We start from the raw sequence: 19,100 nt of genomic DNA on the forward strand, positions 1-19,100 counted from the left end.
GGAGGGATGGGCCCCATGCAGGACAAGCGCTTCAGCCGGTCGGAGTTCCTCGCACTCAGCAGCCTGCTCGCGGGCTCGACGCTCTTCCCGACCCGGGGCGACGCGGCGCCGGACGGTGGCGTGGCCCCGGTCCGCGCGGCCGCGAGCACGGCCGTGGCCCGGGTTCCGGACGGCGGGGTGGCGGTCCCCGCGCAGCCCACCCAGGCGGAGTTCGACCAGTTGCGCAAGGGCTGCACCGCGTCGCTGAGCGCGGGCTCCACGGCGGACGACGGCGCGGAGTACGTGCGCATCGGCGAATGGATGCAGCGCCAGAAGCTGTCCAGCGACGTGTACGGCAACGGCGACTTCGTGCAGGCGTTCGAGAAGCGCATCGCGGACCTGCTCGGCTTCGAGGACGCGTGCTTCATGCCCACCGGCACCATGGGCCAGCTCGTCGCGCTGCGCATCTACGCGGACGCCAGCGGCGTGCGGACCGTGGGCGTGCACCCGTCGTCCCACCACGTGCTGCACGAGGACGACAGCTACGCGGTGCTGCACCAGCTGCGCGCCGTGTACCTGGGCCCCTGGACGCGGCCGTTGCTGGCGGAGGACGTGGCCCAGGCCAAGGAGACGATTGGCACCGTCAGTCTGGAGCTGCCGGTGCGGTGGCTGGGCGGACAGCTTCCGACGTGGGAGCAGCTCGCCGCGCTCAAGCGCACCTGCCGCGAGCGCAAGGTGAAGCTGCACATGGATGGCGCGCGGCTGTGGGAGAGCCAGCCCTTCTATGGCCGCTCCTACGCGGACATCTGCAAGGGCTTCGACTCCGTCTACGTGTCCTTCTACAAGATGGTGGGCGGCATTGGCGGGGCGATGCTGGTGGGCAACCGCGACTTCATCCGCGAGTCACGCGTGTGGCGCCACCGTCACGGCGGCAACCTGTACCAACTGGCGCCCTACGTGGCCTCCGCCGCCATGCGCCTGGATCCGGCGCTGGCCGCCATCCCGGGCTACGTGAAGCGCGCGAAGGTTGTCACCGGACTGCTGGCGGCGGACCCCCGCGTCACCGTGCTGCCGCAGCCCGTGCAGACGAACATGTTCCACGTGTTCCTGCGCGGCTCGCCCGGCGCGTTCAACCGCCAGCGCGACCGCATCGCGCGCGAGGACAAGGTCTGGGTGGCGGGGGGCTTCGGACAGACGCGCGTGCCCGGCGTCGTGTCCACGGAGCTCCAGGTGGGCGAAGGGCTCGGGCGCATCAGCGACGCCGACGCGGCCCGGGCCTTCCTGCGCCTGCTCGAAGCGAACTGAGCGGCACGCGCTCCCGCCGGTGTCCAAAGCCAGACACGGGCGGGGGTGAAACAGAGACACCGCGCGTCAAACGCGGTGCGCCGGGCGGGTGCGTCAGGCCGCCATCTTGATGCTGTACTCCGGCTCCTGCGCCTGGGCGTTCAGGAAGAACTCGGAGTCGAGCAGCATCTCGATGCCGCCCTTGTCGTTGTAGAAGGCGATGGGGCCGTGCGCGGTGAAGTGGATGATGGACTCCTCCAGCGCGGTGGTGGCGGGGTGCTCCGCGCCCAGCGGCTCGAACTCATAGTCGCCCGGGCGGGTGGTGCCATGGCGGTCCTGCGTCGCGCCGGAGAGGATGAAGATCTCCGCCGGGGCCAGGTGACGGTGCGGCGCGAACACAGCGCCCTTCTCCATCTTGAGGATGGCGCTCCACACACCCGTCTCCGCGCTCACGCGCAGCAGACGGTAGGAGGTTCCGGGTCCCAGCGGCTTCCACTCCACATCCGCGGTGTGCACCAGGACATCCATCATCGTCTTTCCGGACATGACAACCTCCACGGTCTGCGCTGCGTGTGTGTCGTTGTCCATGTTAACGCCCAACATGGAATTCCTTGCAAGTTTGTCTCACGCACACGGTTGTCGCTTAAGACACGTTGCGCTCAGGCCATGCCAGGGAGCGGAAGTTTCCACGGCAACTGTTCAGGCAGGACGCCCCGGGTCGCATTTTCTGATCAGGCAGAAAGAGGGTGGGTGGATTGCGGACCCGCGTGGAAACCCGCATGAGGGGCGATGTGTCACCCCGTCTTCCGTTTCCCTCCGGATGACACGTCAGGAGCCCGCCCATGCGCACCACCAGCACGTCCGAATCCCACTTCTCATTTGTGCTTGAGACACCCGCCGCGACCCCGGAGGCCGCTCGCCTGCACTTCCAGGCGAAGTTGTCGGTGGAGACGGACGCGGCGGACCTGCGCCTGGACCTGGAGCGGGGCCGCAAGGGCTTCGTCGTGGTGGATGTTCGGTCCGCGGAGGCGTACGCGCGGCGACACATCCCCGGCGCGTTGCACATCCCCGGGCGTCAGGTCAGCGAGGCGAGCACCGCGGCGCTGTCGAAGGAGGACGTCGTGGTCGTGTATTGCTGGGGGCCCGGCTGCAACGGCGCGACGAAGGCGGCGGTGCGCTTCGCGGCGCTCGGCTTCCGCGTGAAGGAGCTGATGGGCGGCATCGAGTACTGGGTGAAGGAGGGCGCGCCCACGGAGGGCACGCTGCCCCAGGGCGTGCCGGTGTTCGGCATGCGCGGGGAAATCTAGGCGGGCTCGTCCGCCACCAGCGCGTCGCCAGAAGCCGAAGCCACCTTCGCGTCGTAGGCCCTGCGCGCCGCCTCCACCTGCTCGCGGCGCGCGAGCGCCCAGTGGGCCAGGGCGTTGAGCGGCGTCAGCACGTCCCGGCCCATCTCGGTGAGCGCGTAGTCCACCCGGGGAGGGATGGTGGGCGTCACGGTGCGCGTGAGGTAGCCGTCGCGCTCCAGCCCGCGCAGCGTGGCCGTCAGCATCTTCTGGGACACCGTGCCGATGGTCCGGCGCAGCTCGCTGAAGCGCAGGCTGCCGTCCGCCAGCAGGACGATGACCAGCACCGACCACTTGTCACCGACGCGGCCGAGCACCTCGCCGACCGAGCGGCAGACTTCGGAGGGGAGGTCGACGTTACCGAGTTTCATCCAGGTGCCTTCTTGAAGTGCGGAAAGGTTACCAACATATACCCACTCTCCTTTTGAAACCTACTCTCCAAAGGGTAGGACGAGGTGGGTAAGCCATGGGCGCAGCGCTGAAGGACGACGTGGTGCTGGTAACGGGAGGTTCGGGGTTCCTGGGGGGTTGGACGGTCGTCTGCCTGCTGAAGCAGGGCTACCGGGTCCGGACGACGGTGCGGAGCCTGGAGCGGGAGGCTGAAATCCGGGCTGACGTCGCCACGCAGGTGGACCCAGGCGACCGGCTCTCCTTCGTCGCCGCGAACCTGCTGGCGGACGAGGGCTGGGAGCGGGCCGCGGACGGCGCGCGATACATCCTGCATGTCGCATCCCCCATGGGCATCGGGGAGTTCAAGACGCAGGACCTCATCCGTCCGGCGCGTGAGGGCACGCTGCGCGTGTTGAAGGCGGGCGCGAAGGCGGGCGTGGAGCGCGTGGTGATGACGTCGTCGCTCCAGGCCGCGCTGCCGCCGGCGGACTTCTCCGCGGATGCGCCCGCGAGTGATGAGCGCGTCTGGACGGACCTCGCCTCCAGGGACGCGACCCACTACACACAGGCGAAGACCCTGGCGGAGCAGGATGCCTGGGCGTTCATGCGACAGGGCGGCGCTGGCGCCATGACGCTGTCCACCGTGCTGCCCGCCTTCATCCAGGGCCCCATGCTGGGCCGGGACATCTCCGGTTCGCTGGAGGTGGTGGCGCGGATGCTGCGAGGGGAGCTGTCCCCGCTGCCCAGGCTGGGCTTCAGCATCGTGGATGTCCGGGACCTGGCGGACCTGCACCTGAAGGCGATGACCGCGCCCGGCGCCGCCGGAGAGCGCTTCGCGGGCAGCGGGGACTTCCTGTGGATGAGCGACATGGCCCGCGTGCTGCGCGAGCACCTGGGCGGGCCGGCCGCGAAGGTGTCCACGCGGACGGCGCCGGACTTCCTGGTGCGGTTCGGTGCGCTGTTCAATCCGGAGATCCGTCAGCTCATGCCCAACCTGGGCCTGCGGCGGACGTTCAGCACCGCGAAGGCTGAACGGATGCTGGGCTGGCGGGCGCGCCCCGCGACGGAGGCGCTGGTCGCCAGCGCGGAGTCCCTGGTGCGCCAGGGCCTGGTGTGAGGCTCCGGGCGCCGCGAGGCCCTCGCGGCGCCAGGGCGTCCACGCTGGACCGGAACGCGCGGTGTTCCTTGCGTCCGCGCTCCCGGTGGGCCCGCGCCTGCCGGTGAACCGGACCCGCGTCAGGCGTGTCTTCGCCCAGGGGCGGAGGTTGCTATCCTCCCGGCCCGATGCCCCGTCTCCTCGCGCCCACGCAGGCCTGGCTGTTCGGCCCGTCCGTGGACCTCACCGTGTTCGCCGGCAGTGCGCTCGCGTCCATCGCGTTCGTGCTGGCCGCGCCGTGGCTGGGCGCGGTGGGGGACACGCCGGCCTGGGCGTGGCTGTTGTTCGTGGTGGGCGTGGACGTGGCGCACGTGTGGTCCACGCTGTTCCGCACGTACCTGGATGGCGAGGAGGTGGAGCGCCGTCCCGGCCTCTACGTGGGCGCGCCGCTCGCCGCGTACGCGGTGGGCGTGCTCGCGTACTCCGCGTCCCCGGGCGCGTTCTGGAGCGTGTTCGCCTACGTGGCGCTGTTCCACTTCATCCGCCAGCAGTACGGCTGGGTGGCGCTCTACGACCGCAAGGCGCGCGTCTCCGCGTTCGAGCGGCGCCTGGACGCGGCGGCCGTCTACGCCGCGACGCTGGGCCCCGTCGTCTGGTGGCACGCGAACCTGCCCCGTGCCTTCTGGTGGTTCGTGGAGAACGACTTCCTCGCGGGCCTGCCGACGTGGGCGGGCACGGTGGCGCTGGGCGCGCACGCGGTGGTGCTGGGCGCGTGGGCCGTGTTCCAGGGCGTGCGCATCGCTCGGGGCGAAGGGGTGCAGGCGGGCAAGGTGTTGCTGGTGGCGGCGACGTGGGTCGCGTGGTTCGGGGGCATCGTGCTCGCGCGCGACGACTTCGCCTTCACGGTGATGAACGTGGTGCTGCACGGCGTGCCGTATTTCGCGCTGCTGTTCCGCTACGCGCGGGGCCGCCACGCGGAAGGGGGCTTCGGCGCGAAGGGCGTGCTCCTGCGCGCGGGGCTGCCCGGCTTCCTGCTGTTCCTCGGGGTGCTGGCGCTGCTGGAGGAGGGGCTGTGGGACGTGCTGGTGTGGCACGACCGCCCGGTGTTGTTCGGCGACAGCGGCCTGGCGCTGGAGTCGGACCTGATGGCGCTGGTGGTGCCGCTGCTGGCGCTTCCCCAGGCCACGCACTATGTGCTGGACGCGTTCATCTGGAAGGCCGGCCGGGAACCCGCGCTGCTGAACAGGCTGGGCTGGGGCCGAGCACCCCAGGGTCCGGCAACCGTCAGCCCCGGACACCCGGCCGTAGCCATTCCCGACGTGGGTGAATAGAGCATATGGGCCATGGCCCGACTCCTGCTCGTCTCGAATCGTCTCCCCGTCACCGTCAAGGTGGAGAAGGACAGCGTCTCCGTGGGGCGCAGCGCCGGGGGGCTCGCCACCGGCCTGAGCCGTCCGCATGAGCGCTCCGGAGGCCCCTGGATTGGCTGGCCCGGAGATGTCTCCCGGCTGACGGACGCCCAGCGCACGAAGGTGGAGGCGCAGTTGGCGGAGCTCAACTGCGTGCCGCTGTACCTGTCCGCCAGCGAGGTCAGCCGCTTCTACGAGGGCTATTCCAACCGCGTCCTCTGGCCGCTGTGCCACTACATGCTGGACCGCATCCCCCGGCAGGACCGGGACTGGGATGCGTACCGCAAGGCGAACGAGCGCTTCGCCGACCTGGCCGCGAAGCACTACCAGCCGGGCGACACCATCTGGGTGCACGACTACCAGTTGATGCTGGTGCCGGGCCTGCTGCGCGAGCGCCTGCCGCACGCGCGCATCGGCTACTTCCACCACATCCCGTTCCCGTCGTCGGAAATCTTCAGCACGCTGCCCCGGCGCACGGAGCTGTTGAAGGGCCTCCTGGGCGCGGACCTCATCGGCTTCCATGCGGTGAGCTACGTGCGGCACTTCTCCGGCACGCTGCTGCGGCAACTGGGGCTGGACACGGACATCGACCGCATCCTCTTCCAGGGGCGCGAGGTGCGCGTGGGCGCGTTCCCCATGGGCATCGATGCCACCTCGTTCGAAACGCTGGCGCAGGAGCCCGCGGTGCTGGACGAGGTGAAGGTCCTGCACGAGCGCGCCCACGACGAGCGGTTGCTCCTGGGCATCGACCGGCTGGACTACACCAAGGGCATTCCCCGGCGCCTGCTCGCGGTGCAGCGCGTGCTGGAGCGCTCGCCGGCCCTGCGCGGACGGCTGCGCTTCATCCAGGTCGCCGTCCCCAGCCGCACGCAGGTGCAGGCGTACGCCGAATACCGAGAGACGGTGGACGAGCTGGTGGGCCGCATCAACGGCCAGTACGGCACCGTGCACAGCACGCCGGTGCACTACCTCTACCGGTCACTCAACGAAAAGCAGCTCGTCAGCCTCTACCGGGGCACGGACGTGATGCTGGTGACGCCCGTGCGCGACGGCATGAACCTGGTCGCCAAGGAGTTCTGCGCGGCCCGGCCGGACGAGGACGGCGTGCTGGTGCTGAGCGAGTTCGCGGGCGCGGCGTCGGAGATGCGCGACGCGCTGCTCATCAACCCCTACGACGTGGAGGGCATGGCGGACGCCATCGAAGAGGCGCTGGAGATGCCCAAGGCCGAACGTCAGCAGCGCATGCGCTGCCTGCGCGCGGGCGTGAAGGCGCGCGACGTGCACTGGTGGGTGGACAGCTTCCTGGGCCGCCTCCAGGGGCTGAAGTCCGTGGAGGAGCGCCCGCCGCTGCCCGACGGGATGCAGGCGCTGGAGAAGCTCAAGGGCCCCGGGCGCAAGGTGCTGTTCCTGGACTACGACGGCACGCTCGTGGGCTTCGCGCCGACGCCGGAGCAGGCCGCGCCGGACGCGGAGTTGATGAAGCTGCTCAAGGACCTCTGCGCCCGGCCGGACCTGTCCGTGCACGTGGTGAGCGGTCGTCCGAAGGAGACGCTGGAGGCATGGTTCGGCGAGCTGCCCATGGGGCTGCACGCGGAGCACGGCCTGTGGTCGCGCATGCGGCGGGGGCAGTCGTGGCAGGCCCTGCCGGGCGTGTCCTTCGAGTGGAAGCCCCGGGTGAAGCCCGTGCTGGAAGCATTCGCCGGGCGGGTGACGGGCTCGTTCGTGGAGGAGAAGACGGCGTCGCTCGCGTGGCACTACCGCAAGGTGGACGCGGAGTTCGGCGCGCTCCAGGCGCGCGAATTGCGCCTGCTGCTCTTCGAGCAGTTCTCCCAGGAGCCCATGCACATCCTCCCCGGTGACAAGGTGGTGGAGGTGCGGCCCCGGGGCGTCAACAAGGGCCGCGTCGTGCCGGAGGTGTTGAAGCACGAGGCCCCGGACGTGCGCGTGCTGGCCATCGGCGATGACGTCACCGACGAGGACCTGTTCGCGGCCATCCCCAAGGGCGGCCTCACCGTGCACGCGGGCAACAAGCACACGCGCGCGGCGTACCGCACGGAAGGCCCGCAGGAGGTGCGGCGGTTGCTGAAGGCGCTGCTGGGCCAGTAGCGGCGCGGGCCGGGCTGGCTGCACTCCCGCGCAGGGGCGACGCCGCCAGCGACCCCATGAGAGGGCCGCCAGCGGCGCGCGCTTCTCAGGCTACTGGATGGCGGTGACGACCTGGGCCTGGCACGTCGCGGGGTCGACGAAGGTCTGCGACGTGCTGAGCGTGCAGACGGCGCCCTGCGTGCCGAAGGCGGCCTGGTTGATGCTGCCCGAGCAGACGCCGTTGGTGACGGTGAGCGTCAGGATCCAGCGACACGTCTTCGCGGCGCCCGTCGGATCCGCCGCGTTGGTCGTGTAGTAGTAGAGCTGGGTCAGCGGCGACAGCAGCGGGGTGATCATCTGGAAGTGGCCCGAGATGCTGGGCGACACGACGGGGGGCAGGGGGCTGGGCGGCAGCGGATTGGGCGTGCCCGTCACGGAATAGCCGGGGAAGGTGTTCACGCCGGTCCAGTTGGCGATGAAGAAGTCGTTGACGGTGGTCGCCGGGCGCAGCGACGGGTTTCCTTCCAGGCGGCCCGAGGGAAGCTGGATGGTCTCCTCCTGAACGACGCTCACATAGTCGTGGCGCTTGGAGAGGAGGTCTTCAACGCCGTACTGCTCGGCGAGCGCGACCGACGGCATGAGGGACAGCAGGGAGGCGGCCAGGAAGCGCTTCACGTTGTTCGTCATGGGTCTTGTCCTGTGTGTCTGGGTTTGGCCGGAGCCAATTCCTTTCTAACAGCGCATTTGTCTGGAAATCAAATGCTAACTGGTAATTCGGGCAATTCCAGCGAACGTGAAGGATTGCGGCCCGGATGCGCACCTACGGGTTTTCCCCCGGGTCCACGGGATGAGCAGGGATTGACCCAGGCCGACAGTGAAGGCGCGGGGCGCCAACGCGCCGCGTCCCTTTTCTGCCTGCCTTTGACGCGCGCCCGGACGGGGTGGGGCTTTCAGAGATTGAAGCCCACGTTCCCGACGGAGATGCTGGGCCCGAAGATGAAGGACCACTTGCTGGAGGGCACCACGGTGTTGGTGTTGGGGTCGCCGTTGGTGCGCCGGGTGATGTCGCCCCGGAATTCGCGGGCAATCCATGCGTTGGCACCCACCGCCGCGCCCGGGCCAATGGGCACGCGCAGGCCCAGGCCCAGCACGGCGGCGAGCGTGGGCGGGAACTGGATGTCACCGGACTGTGGCACGAGCCCCAATCCCATCAATCCCATCTCGATGCCCAGCAGGCGCTCCTGGCCCTCGTTGTTGAGCAATGCCAGACGGGACAGGACGCCGAAATTGATGGCCAACTGTCCCGTGGGCTGCGTGGCGCGGTAGAGGCCCGCGGGGATGGTGGCCATGGTGTAGAGGCGGAACATGCCGCCGCGCACGATCGCGGTCCACTGGGCGGAGGGCAGCCCGGTGCGGTCCACGGTGGACAGCGCGTAGCGGGATTCGTCCGCGACGTGGGACACCTGCACGAGGATGCGGTCGTACTGCCCCAGGTTGCCCTGCACGGGGATGACGCGCATCTCGCCGTTGGGGCGCAGGAACAGGCGCTGCTCCACGTGGCTTTCGCCCCGGGTGGAGCCGTCGGATTTCGTCACGTCGATGCGCAGGGTGATTTCCTGGTTGCCCTCCTGGGGCGTCAGGCGCTCGCGGTGGATGATGACGCGGCAGGTGTTGCGCATGGCGTAGTTCAGCCGGTGCGGGCGGCTGGGCTTGAGCGTCTCGTCATGGCCGTCCTTGTCCGCGCAGATGAACTCCACCAGGTTCTCCACGTTGGTGGGCACGCTGGCCTCGCGCACCGCGCGCTGCACACGCTCGCTGGTGAGGAACAGGTCCGTGGTGGCCAGCTCCGCTGGCAGCGTGGGCAGCCGGTAGCCGAAGCGCAGCGACACGAAGCCGCCGGCCGTGGCCTCGCCCTGCACGAGGGTGGCGGTGTCCCGCATCGTCACCGTGTAGGCGCCGCCCAGGGGGCGCAGCACGAAGCGGCCCAGGCCGCCGTTGGAGGCCACCGTCACCTCCGCCGGGCGGTTGGTGGGCACGAAGTCGATGCCGCCGTGGCCGGGCAATTCCAGCATCGCGCGCGGGTCTGGCACCGGCCGCGTCTCCGCCGTTTCGGATGCCACCACCGTGCCGTCCACGCGCGACGTGGTGGCCGTCACCGTCACCTGGGGTTCGTCGGTGCCCCGGGTGCGCAAGAGGACGTAGGTGCCCTCCGGGACCTTCACCACGCGCTCCACGCGCGTCCTGGCGCCATTCACCGTCCACAGGAGGCCGCGCGGATCATGCGCGCACGCCGCGTCCAGGCGCATGACGAGCGCGGAGTCCTCCGCGTCGCGCAGCACCGTGCCCTCCACGGCGGTCAGCGGGCACGCCAGCACGGGCAGCGTCTCCGCCACGGACGTCTCCAGCGCGTCGCCCCGGGCGAAGAACACGCGCGGCGTCAGCCGCAGCCGCAGGGACACGGTGGGGTTCAACCCCGGCACGTTGCGGATGGACACGGCGCCGTCGGTCACCTCGCAGCGCGCGGAGCCGCAGTCCACGGAGGCGATGGCCTCCGAGTGCGTCACCGACGCATAGCCAGGGCCCTTGGACAGGTCCACGCCGGAGGACTGCACCAGGGGCCGCGTGAGCACCGTGCGGCCGGGGCGCAGGCGGAAGTACTCGTCGTCCAGGAAGCGCCCGTTGGCGTCGTACGTCGTCACGCCCGCACCCGCGCGGGCGAAGGCGGGGCGCCACGACAGCGTCGCGTCCGTGGGCAGCCCGGGCGTCACCGGCACCGCGCACTCGGAGGGGCCGTTGGGCTCCAGGCACAGGTCCTCGCCGTCCACGCTCTTGCCCTGCGGATCCGGTCCCCGGGGCACGCCGGACCAGGCGATGGTCACGTTCTTCAGGCCGGTGCCCTTGAGCTCCAGCCGACCGTCGTCCGGGTAGAAGGTGGTGGCGGCGCTGTCGATGCGCGGGAAGGGCCCGGTGGCCACCACCACCACGGTGTCGGTGGCCGAGGCGCACGCGGCTTCGTCCGCGGCGACCTTCAGCTCCAGCGTTCGCGCGGTGTCTTCCGCCTTGGTGGGAGGCTTGAGCGAGCGACCGTCCGAAGAGAGCACCCAGCCGCCACGCACGGGGCCGCAGAGGATGCCCTTCGGGATGACCTCCACCGCCCGTCCTCCTTCGGGAAGCTGGACGACGGAGGTGGCGGCGGCGGCGGTCCCCGCCACCAGCAGGCAGCCAAGGACGAGCGCGCGTGCACGGTGCATGTGTTGCTTAAGCACGGAGGGCCGCATCCGGGTCAAGCCCTCCGTGCATGCCGGCGCGAAGATGCGCCGGGAGTGTCTCTCCACGCCTACCGCGATGCCGTCTTCTGCCCCGGACCCTGGAGCAGGATGCGGCGTCCGAAGGCCCGGTCCACGCGGCCCAGGAACTCACGGAACTGCGGGTACTCGTTCGCCTTGATGCGGGCGACGGAGAGGGCCACCTCGCCGTCGGCGACGAGGGCGCCGTCCTCCACGCGGTAGGAGAGCTTCACGCGACCGAACGGCGTCGTCTCCTCCACCGCCTGGGGCATCTCCGCCACGGTGTAGCCGCCGGGCAGCGTGTAGCGCAGCTTGAAGGTGTTCACCCACGGGCTCTGCATGACGAGGTCGAAGCGGCGCTCGGCGAGCGACGCGTACGCCTGCTGGTAGGTGCGTCCGGTGCCGAAGGGCAGGAAACGCAGGCTGCCGCCGGGGAGCACTTCCGCGTAGCGCGGGATGCCCATCTTGAAGTCCAGCGCCACGTCGTCATCCAGGCGGGTGGTGTCGCTGAGCTTCACCTCGCGCACGGTGAGGCCGGGGAAGCTCTGCGCCCACGAGCGCTCGAAGGTGGACTTGCGCGTGGACTCCGGGCGGTAGGCGCGGCGGTAGTCCGGCGCCGTCTGGCCGGACACGCTGCTCTGGCCCTTCACCTCCGCGCCGCCGTCGGGCCGCAGGGCGACCTCCATGGCCAGCGTGGTGGTGTTGTCCTGCGCCTTCGCCTCCGGCGTGGTGAGGAAGGTGCTGGTGCCGTTGGGTTCCACCACGAGCACGTTGGCGACGCGGTCCGCGGACGGCAGCTCCTTGGCGCCGTGGAACTCCGCGGTGCCGTCCAGGTACAGGTCGAACTTGGGCACGTACGCGATGGCGTGGTTGAAGGCCGCCAGCGACGCGGGCTCCGCGTCCAGCGAGCCCAGGTTGCGCATGCGCAGGAGCACCAGCCGGCTGTCCACGCCCGCCACCTTCAGCATGGAGTAGATGAGGCTCGCCTTGTCCTTGCAGTCACCGAAGCGGCGCGCCAGCACGCGGTCGACGCGGTAGGGCTTGAAGCCGTGGATGCCGAACTCCAGCGCCACGTAGCGGGTGTTGGTGACGACGAAGGAGTAGATGGCGCGCACGACGGCCAGCTCGTTCTTGCGGTCCACGCCCTGGAGCACCTGGTCCACCGTCGCCTTCAGCTCCGCGTTCGGCTGGAGCTGGTCGCGCACGAGGCCCCACCAGTAGTGGCCCACCTGCTCCCACGTCTTGTATGTGGAGATGTGCAGGTTCTGCGCGACCTCCGCCCAGCCCGGCATGCCCGGCTCCGGCACCACCTTGGAGACGTGCTTGGCGCCGAAGCGGTACAGCGTGCGGGTGTCGTTCTCCAGCGGCGACTGCTGCTGCTCCACGCCGGCCAGGCGGCTCTTGTTCCAGTACAGCGGCCGCTCCTTGGGCATGTCCACGACGTACTGGAAGCGCACCTTCGGGTAGACGCCCTGCACGCTCTCCACGTCGCCCCAGTAGTCCGACAGCAGGTTGTCCTGCGCGGTGTCGTCCAGGCGGTACGTCAGCTCCAGCGTGTCGCCCACGGCGAGCGACGGGAACGACAGCACGCGCATGCGGGCGTCGTAGTACATGCCCGTCCACGGCTCGTTCATGTTGCGCTCGGCGTCGCCGTAGCTCTCCACCACGGAGCCGTCCGGCTTCGTCACGCGGGCCTTGAGCACGCGCACTTCCTGGCGGTCCGGCGAATAGCTGACCGGGAGGCTGCGGAACGCATCCACGCCGCGCGTGTTGAGGACCTTCACCACCATCTGCTGGATGCGGCTGGAGAGGCCGCTCTTCTGCACGCGCACATAGGTGTTGTCCACGAGGTAGACGGCGTCCTCGTGCACGTAGCCTTCGGCCTCCTTGGCCAGCGGCTTCGCGTCCACCAGGTACTGCGTGCCCGCGCTCTCCGTCTCACCCTTGAGGGTGCGCAGGGCCTCCTTCAAGCCGGGGTTCTGCGGGCGCAGCACCAGCGAACGCTCGAAGGCGGCCAGGGCGGGCTCGCGCTGACCCGCGGCGAGCAGCGCGCGGCCCTCGCGCTCGTAGACTTCCGGCTCGTCGGGGGACAGGGCCTTGGCCTCGGTGAAGAGCGCGGCGGCCTCTTCGGCGGCGCCGTTGGAGGCCTTGAGCTCCGCCAGCCGCACGCGCGAGCCGTTGTCGAACGGGTTCAGGTCGGTGAGCTTCGCGTACTCGCGCTCGGCGGCGTCCACCTTGCCCGCGTCCGCGAGCTGCGAGGCGAGCTGCCGGCGGGTGTTGGTGTCATCGAAGCGCAGCGCCAGCACCACGCGCATGCGGTCCATGGCCTCCTGGTTGCGGCCCAACTGCCGGGACGCCGCCGCCGCCACGCGCACCACGCGGGGGACGCGGGGCTGCTGCCGGAAGGTCTCCTCCACCAGCGCATGCGCGCGGGCGCGCTCGCCCAGGGCCTCGGCGGCGCGGGCCAGCAGCAGTCGTGCGCCCGGCTCGTTGCGGCCGTCATCCTTCTCCATCAGCGGGGCCAGCAGCGGCTGCACGCGCTCCGGGTGGCCGCGGTCCATCTCATGGTCCGACAGCGCCAGCCGCGCCGGGGCGAACGTCGGATCCGCCTTCAAGGCGGCCTCCAGGAAGCGGCGGCGCTCGTTCAGGTCATCCGTCTGGGTGTTGGCGGCCAGCAACTGGAGGCGCGCGTCGTTGGGGGCGGCCTCGGCGGCGGCGGCGGCCTCGGCGCTGGCGGTGTGCTCGCGCTCGTCATAGGCGCGGAAGAAGGCGAGCACCTGGGCGTAGTCGCCTCGCAGGGCCGCGTCGTCCGGGTTCTTCTCCACCAGCGCGCGCAGCGACGAGGTGAGCGTGGGCAGCACCTGCGGCGCGGGGGCCGGCATGCGCTCCAGCGCGGGGGCCTTGGCGGGCAGCGTGGCGCGCGCGGACGCCGTCTCCGAGCGCAGGTAGAAGCCCAGCGGGCCGGACTCCTGGCACACCTTCACGAGGACGCGGTTGAGGCCCTTCTTGAGCTTCACCGACACGCGGGTCTGGTCGGGGCGGGGCAGGTTGTAGCGGTCCTCCTTGGAGGCCAACTGCCCGTTCACCCACAGGCGGTAGCCGCCGGAGGTGCCCAGGCCCAGCGCCACGCGCGTGTCCTGCGGCACCTCCAACCACGTGAGCGCGTACGCCACGGCCTCCTTGTTGGGACGCACGGCGGTGGCCAGGTCCACGTAGCCGTCCGCGGACGTGACGGACAGCTTGCGCCAGGTGGCCTCGTGGCCCTTGGCGCCCGGGTAGCGCGCCGTCAGGTCCAACGCGGCGGTCTCCGGGCCGAAGTTGGTGTCGCAGCCGGCCTTGCCTTCGTTCTCGAAGCCGCCGACGACGTAGTAGTCGTTGACGAAGCCCAGCCACTGGCGGACTTCGTTGGCGCGCACCATCCGGCCCCGGGAGCGCTCCGCGTCCATCAGGAGGATCTGCGCGGTGGTGCGCGTGTTCACGTCGGACGTGCGGCGCGAAGCAATCTGCTGGTAGGTGCTCACCAGCGGGGTGAGGTCCTCCACGTCGTCCACCAGCCCGTGCATCCGCAGAAGGGCGGCACCCCCGCGTGGGGAGCCGGCGGCCTTCTGGGCCTCGGCCGCGTACTCGCGGGCCCGGTCGTCCGCGTTCGGCTTCGCGAGCGCCAGCACGGGGCAGGTGAGCACGAAGACTGCGGCCAGCGATGTGAAACGCGACATCCGTTCTCCTCGGTAGAGCAGCGGCGCCAGCAGCGACGCCGGGACAGCAGGGGGCGACGACGCCGGTGAACAGGCGGACCCGTCGCGGCCTTCCCCTGCATGTGGCCCCGGACGGCGGGCAGGCAACCAGAACCCCTCCACTCTATGACGGACCGGTGTGGGGCGGGGTGGGCCCGTGGAGGTAGGAAGTCGAAAATACACAGGGCCGGCACGGGCGCTGATGCCCGTGCCGGCCCCGATAGTGTGCCGCTGTTGAGGTCCGGAGGCTGCCCGGCCGTCAGTGCAGCTTGGAGTACAGGGCGTTGACGAGGGTGCCGTCGTCGCCGCTCAGCTCCCAGAACATCGCGCCGCCCAGGCCCTTGGACAGGATGTAGTCCGACTTGGCGGTGAGGCTCTGCGCGTCGTCGTAGGCCACCCACACCTTCGTGGTCGGGCTGTACACGTAGGCCTGCTTGCTCTCCGGGTGGAAGAACTTCGTGTAGCCGGAGCCCGCGCGCTCGTAGTTGGCCTTGAGGTCCTTGTAGTCGAACACGCCGGTGAGGCCCGACTGGCCGTCATCCCAGGTGCCCTTGGTGGGGACGCCGCTCTGGAACAGGCCGTTGTTCACGTTGGGCACGTTGCCCCAGCCGCGGCCGTAGAACGGAACGCCCAGGACAATCTTGGAGGCGGGCACGCCCAACTGGAGCATCTTCGCGATGGAGCCGTCGGTGTAGAAGCCGTCCACCGCGCCCGGGTCGCCCGTCACGCGGTTGAGCGCGGAGTGGAAGTTGACCGTGCTCTCGAAGGCGCCGTGGTAGTCGTAGGACATCACGTTGATCCAATCGAGGATGTTGGCCAGCTTCAGCGTCTCCTGCTTGTTGGCGAGCAGGTCCGGCGAAGCGCCCGACGCGATGGTGAGCAGGTAGGGCTGGCCCGTCTGCGCCGTCACGGCGGCAAGCTGGGTGCGGAACTCCTGCATGAGCAGGGTGTAGTTCACCTTGTCCGCGGGGCTGCTGATGTTGTCCGGCAGGCCGCCGCCGGTGGGGTACTCCCAGTCCACGTCGATGCCGTCGAACACGCCCACGCCGTTGGCCGGGGTGACGCCGGGGTACTGGCCCTTCACGTACAGGTCCACGCAGGACTTCACGAACGCGGCGCGCGACGCGGACGACGCGGCCACCTGGGAGAAGTACTTGGACCAGGACCAGCCGCCAATGGAGATGAGCAGCTTCAACTGGGGGTTCGTCTTCTTCAGCTCCTTGAAGGCGCGGAAGTTGCCGCGCAGCGCGCCCGCGTCCCACTCACCCGGGAAGCCGAAGCCCTTGTCGATGTCCGCGAACGCGTCCCCGAGCACGCACTTGCCGTCCGGCGTGATGTTGGAGAAGGCGTAGTTGATGTGCGTGAGCTTCGCCGCCGGGACGTTGGACACCTGGTAGTTGCGGCCGTAGATGCCCCACGCGGTGAAGTAGCCGACGATGCGCTTGTTGCCCACGGGCGGCTGGCCGGAGATGGCCACGGTGACGGTGAGCGTTTTCGTGCCCACGTTGCCGGCGGCGTCGTACGCCTTCACGGTGTACGTGTACGTGCCGTTCTGCGCGGAGGAGGAGAACGCGCGGTTGAACGACGACGCGGTGGCGACAAGCGTGCCGTTCTCCAGGATTTCAATCTTCGTCACGCCCACTTCATCGGTGGCGCTGGCGGAGATGGTGAGGGAGCCGGCGGTGGTGATGTTGGAGGCGCTGCTGGACGCGGTGACGACAGGGGCCTTCGTGTCACCGACGCCAGGGATGGCCACGGTGACGGTGAGCGTCTTCGTACCCACGTTGCCGGCGGCGTCGTACGCCTTCACGGTGTACGTGTACGTGCCGTTCTGCGCCGAGGAGGAGAACGTGCGGCTGAACGACGACGCAGTGGCGACGAGCGTGCCGTTCTCCAGGATTTCAATCTTCGTTACGCCCACTTCGTCGGTGGCGCTGGCGGAGAGGGTGATTGAGCCCGCGGCGGTGATGCTGGAGGCGCTGCTGGACGCGGTGACGACGGGGGCCTTCGTGTCGCCGCCTCCCGTCGCGGGCCCGACGTCGAGCCACAGCGAGGCCACGGCCGAGGGCGTCCAGTCCGACTGGGACGTGTGCGGCTGACGGCACTCATAGATGCGGCCTTCATAGGAGACGCGCGTGCCTGGCGAGTAGGCGACGCCCACGGCCCACGCGGCCTCCAGCGGCGCCTTCATCACGCTGCCCGGGCCTTCGGCCTCGGGCGTGAAGAGTTCCTGGCCACATCCGGTGACGGTCAGCGCGGACGCGACCAGGCCCATGATCCACTTGCTACGCAGCATTCGTGTTCTCCTCGCCTGCGGTACATGCGGAAGGAGTCACGCCCCCATTTTTCAGGGTTAATCGCGGAGTTATTTTTCCGGGCTTCGCGCCTGTCCGCCGACCCAGGTGGTGTGGACGGAAAGGTCTTCCTTCAACAGCACCAGGTCCGCACGGTGGCCTGGGGCGATGCGACCTCGGTGGCCGTGCACGCCCAGGAAGGTCGCGGGATGGAGCGACGCCATGCGCAGCGCTTCCTCCAGCGGAACACCGAGCGAGTGGACGCAGTGACGCACGGCCTCGGTGAGGTCGATGTCCGCGCCCGCGAGCACGCCGTCCTCGGTCTCCAGGCGTTTGTTGCGGCGCAGGATGGTGCGGCCCTGGAGCATGAAGGACGTGACGGAGGTGCCCACGGGAGGCATCGCGTCCGTGACGAGGAAGACCTTGCCGGGAGGTTTGACCTTGAGGACGAGGCGCAGGTTGTCCGCGTGCACGTGCACGCCGTCCGCGATGACGCCGCACCACGCGTCGTCATGGGTGAGCGCGGCGACGACGGGGCCGGGCTGACGGTTCATCACCGGGGGCATCGCGTTGAAGAGGTGCGTGAAGCCGCGCACGCCAGCCTTGAGAGCCTGGGTGGTGCGCTCGCTGGTGGCGGCGGTGTGGCCCGCGCTGAGCACCACGCCGGAGGTGGCGAGCCGGCGCAGGGTGGCGTCGTCCACGCACTCCGGCGCGAGTGTCATCAACACGCGTCCTCCGTGCGCGGCGAAGCGGCGGGGCAGGGCGGTGAGGTAGTCGAGGTCGCTCGGGTCGGGGGCGCGGATGAAGCCCGGTGCGTGGACACCGGCGCGCTCACGGCTGATGAAGGGGCCTTCCAGGTGGATGCCGAGCACCCCGCTGTCGGGCCGTGAGTTGGCTTCGAGCGCGGCCTCGCACGCTTCACGCATGCGCGTGGGGTCGTCGGTGATGAAGGTGGGCAGCAGGCCCGTGGTGCCGGTGCGACGCATGGCGGCGGCGATGGCGAGCGCGGCCTCCGCGGTGGGCGTGTCGTTGAAGAGCACGCCGCCCGCGCCGTTCACCTGCACGTCGACGAAGCCGGGCGCGAGCAGCGTGTCCCCGGGCAGCGTGTGCACGGTGGCACCGGGAGGGATTTCAGCGGTGGGGACCACTGCGCGCACGGTGTCGCCTTCGAGGACGACGGCCTGTCCTTCGAGGAGCAGGTCCCCGGTGAAGACACGCGCGCCGTGGAGGACGACGACCGTGGCGCCAGCCATCACACCGTCTCCGTGACCTTGCGCAGGTGCGCGGGGGCATCCGGATCCAACCCGCGCGCGGTCGCGAGCTGGTGCACCGCGAAGTAGAAGCTCTGCACCTGACACAGGGGCGCGAGCACCGAGGGCAGGTCCGGCAGCGTGGGCAGGGGCTGCGCGCCAGGGACGGGCAGGGTGGCGTGGACGTTGGCGCCCAGTTCGACCATGCGTTGCACGACGGAGCGCATGCCCTGCGCGGCGTTGTCCTCCTGGCCCAGCGCGAGCACGGGGAAGCCCGGGCGCACGAGCCCGAGCGGACCGTGGAGGACCTCCGCGGAGCTGAAGGCCTCCGCGTGCAGGCGGCAGGTCTCCTTGAGCTTGAGGGCCATTTCGAGCGCCGCGCCCAGGCCGCTGCCGCGCCCGACGACGTAGAGGCTGGAGGCGTCCTTCAAGGAGGCGAGCGCGGGCCACCAGTCGAGCTTGCTCGCGGCCTCCAGCGCATCGGGGAATCGACGGGCGGCGTCGTGCAGCTCGGCGGAGTCCGACCAGTAGGCGACGAGCTGGAGGAAGGCGAGGCCGGAGAGCAGATAGGACTTGGTGGCGGCGACGCTGTGTTCGGGGCCGGCGGACAGGGGGACGCGCACGTCGCACAGCGCGGACAGGGGCGAGGACTCGTCGTTGATGAAGCCCAGGACGACGGCGCCGCCCGCGCGCGCGGCCTCGGTCATGCGCAGCAGGTCCGGGCTCTGGCCGGACTGGGAGATGGCGATGAAGAGCGAGTCGCGCAGGTCGAGCGAGCGGGTGTTGTAGACGGACGCGACACTGGGACCCAGGGAGGCGACGGCGCGGCCCAGCGTGGTTTCGATGAGGTACTTGCCGTAGACGGCCGCATGGTCGGAGCTGCCCCGCGCGCAGGTGACGACGAAGCGGGGCGGGGTCCGGCGGAGGCGGGCACCCAGGTAAGCCAGGG

Annotated in this window: 13 protein-coding genes; 5 read left to right on the forward strand and 8 right to left on the reverse strand. The window is 70.1% G+C overall.

All coding sequences use genetic code 11. The annotated features are described in order from the left end of the window. The first annotated feature begins 15 nt into the window (after positions 1-15). On the forward strand, positions 16-1,284 hold the full coding sequence (locus tag D7V88_RS11535; protein WP_120540680.1) for a threonine aldolase family protein: 1,269 nt from the start codon (positions 16-18) through the stop codon (positions 1,282-1,284). Positions 1,285-1,377: 93 nt separating this feature from the next. Here the strand turns inward: D7V88_RS11535 and D7V88_RS11540 are convergent, their stop codons facing one another. Then, positions 1,378-1,809, reverse strand: coding sequence for a cupin domain-containing protein (locus D7V88_RS11540; protein WP_158625063.1), 432 nt, complete (start codon positions 1,807-1,809; stop codon positions 1,378-1,380). 296 nt (positions 1,810-2,105) lie between these two features. Here D7V88_RS11540 and D7V88_RS11545 point away from each other — a divergent pair, with 296 nt between their 5' ends. Beyond that, a complete protein-coding gene (locus D7V88_RS11545; protein WP_120540682.1) occupies positions 2,106-2,570 on the forward strand; it encodes a rhodanese-like domain-containing protein in 465 nt (154 codons plus the stop codon). Here D7V88_RS11545 and D7V88_RS11550 read toward each other — a convergent pair. Next, complete coding sequence (locus tag D7V88_RS11550) at positions 2,567-2,977, reverse strand: winged helix-turn-helix transcriptional regulator (RefSeq protein ID WP_120540683.1); 411 nt, start codon at positions 2,975-2,977, stop codon at positions 2,567-2,569. The genes D7V88_RS11545 and D7V88_RS11550 overlap by 4 nt on opposite strands. 95 nt (positions 2,978-3,072) lie before the next feature. Here D7V88_RS11550 and D7V88_RS11555 point away from each other — a divergent pair, with 95 nt between their 5' ends. From D7V88_RS11555 to D7V88_RS11565, 3 genes are all read left to right on the forward strand, one after another. After that, positions 3,073-4,113: an NAD-dependent epimerase/dehydratase family protein gene (locus tag D7V88_RS11555; protein ID WP_120540684.1), complete on the forward strand. Its 1,041-nt coding sequence runs from the start codon at positions 3,073-3,075 to the stop codon at positions 4,111-4,113. A gap of 167 nt (positions 4,114-4,280) precedes the next feature. After that, positions 4,281-5,423, forward strand: a complete 1,143-nt coding sequence (locus D7V88_RS11560) for a hypothetical protein (protein ID WP_120540685.1) — start codon at positions 4,281-4,283, stop codon at positions 5,421-5,423. 12 nt (positions 5,424-5,435) lie between these two features. Next, a complete protein-coding gene (locus tag D7V88_RS11565; RefSeq protein WP_120540686.1) occupies positions 5,436-7,607 on the forward strand; it encodes a bifunctional alpha,alpha-trehalose-phosphate synthase (UDP-forming)/trehalose-phosphatase in 2,172 nt (723 codons plus the stop codon). Between the two features lie 90 nt (positions 7,608-7,697). On the opposite strand, the gene D7V88_RS11570 is transcribed toward D7V88_RS11565, so the two are convergent. The 6 genes from D7V88_RS11570 to D7V88_RS11595 form a co-directional block, all read right to left on the reverse strand. After that, positions 7,698-8,273 (reverse strand): hypothetical protein, encoded by a 576-nt coding sequence (locus tag D7V88_RS11570; RefSeq protein ID WP_120540687.1) that lies wholly within the window; start codon positions 8,271-8,273, stop codon positions 7,698-7,700. A gap of 263 nt (positions 8,274-8,536) precedes the next feature. Then, complete coding sequence (locus D7V88_RS11575; RefSeq protein WP_208726234.1) at positions 8,537-10,837, reverse strand: hypothetical protein; 2,301 nt, start codon at positions 10,835-10,837, stop codon at positions 8,537-8,539. A gap of 86 nt (positions 10,838-10,923) precedes the next feature. After that, the gene (locus D7V88_RS11580; RefSeq protein ID WP_120540688.1) at positions 10,924-14,589 is read right to left on the reverse strand and encodes a DUF3857 domain-containing protein; all 3,666 of its coding nucleotides are present in this window, start codon (positions 14,587-14,589) and stop codon (positions 10,924-10,926) included. A 277-nt stretch (positions 14,590-14,866) separates the two neighbouring features. Further along, complete coding sequence (locus tag D7V88_RS11585; protein WP_120540689.1) at positions 14,867-16,903, reverse strand: glycosyl hydrolase family 18 protein; 2,037 nt, start codon at positions 16,901-16,903, stop codon at positions 14,867-14,869. Between the two features lie 69 nt (positions 16,904-16,972). Then, the gene (gene nagA / locus D7V88_RS11590) at positions 16,973-18,154 is read right to left on the reverse strand and encodes an N-acetylglucosamine-6-phosphate deacetylase (RefSeq protein ID WP_120540690.1); all 1,182 of its coding nucleotides are present in this window, start codon (positions 18,152-18,154) and stop codon (positions 16,973-16,975) included. Continuing rightward, on the reverse strand, positions 18,154-19,100 hold a 947-nt coding region (locus D7V88_RS11595; protein ID WP_147448692.1), incomplete at its 5' end, for an SIS domain-containing protein. The genes nagA and D7V88_RS11595, both read right to left, overlap by 1 nt.

The sequence above is a fragment of the Corallococcus terminator genome (genome assembly GCF_003611635.1).
GTDB lineage: Bacteria > Myxococcota > Myxococcia > Myxococcales > Myxococcaceae > Corallococcus > Corallococcus terminator.

What these genes read in the sequence shown, in the direction of transcription:
- D7V88_RS11535 (WP_120540680.1), top strand. Translation starts at nt 16, where the DNA reads ATGCAGGACAAGCGCTTCAGCCGGTCGGAGTTCCTCGCACTCAGCAGC.
- D7V88_RS11540 (WP_158625063.1), bottom strand. Translation starts at nt 1,809, where the DNA reads ATGTCCGGAAAGACGATGATGGATGTCCTGGTGCACACCGCGGATGTG.
- D7V88_RS11545 (WP_120540682.1), top strand. Translation starts at nt 2,106, where the DNA reads ATGCGCACCACCAGCACGTCCGAATCCCACTTCTCATTTGTGCTTGAG.
- D7V88_RS11550 (WP_120540683.1), bottom strand. Translation starts at nt 2,977, where the DNA reads ATGAAACTCGGTAACGTCGACCTCCCCTCCGAAGTCTGCCGCTCGGTC.
- D7V88_RS11555 (WP_120540684.1), top strand. Translation starts at nt 3,073, where the DNA reads ATGGGCGCAGCGCTGAAGGACGACGTGGTGCTGGTAACGGGAGGTTCG.
- D7V88_RS11560 (WP_120540685.1), top strand. Translation starts at nt 4,281, where the DNA reads ATGCCCCGTCTCCTCGCGCCCACGCAGGCCTGGCTGTTCGGCCCGTCC.
- D7V88_RS11565 (WP_120540686.1), top strand. Translation starts at nt 5,436, where the DNA reads ATGGCCCGACTCCTGCTCGTCTCGAATCGTCTCCCCGTCACCGTCAAG.
- D7V88_RS11570 (WP_120540687.1), bottom strand. Translation starts at nt 8,273, where the DNA reads ATGACGAACAACGTGAAGCGCTTCCTGGCCGCCTCCCTGCTGTCCCTC.
- D7V88_RS11575 (WP_208726234.1), bottom strand. Translation starts at nt 10,837, where the DNA reads ATGCACCGTGCACGCGCGCTCGTCCTTGGCTGCCTGCTGGTGGCGGGG.
- D7V88_RS11580 (WP_120540688.1), bottom strand. Translation starts at nt 14,589, where the DNA reads ATGTCGCGTTTCACATCGCTGGCCGCAGTCTTCGTGCTCACCTGCCCC.
- D7V88_RS11585 (WP_120540689.1), bottom strand. Translation starts at nt 16,903, where the DNA reads ATGCTGCGTAGCAAGTGGATCATGGGCCTGGTCGCGTCCGCGCTGACC.
- nagA (WP_120540690.1), bottom strand. Translation starts at nt 18,154, where the DNA reads ATGGCTGGCGCCACGGTCGTCGTCCTCCACGGCGCGCGTGTCTTCACC.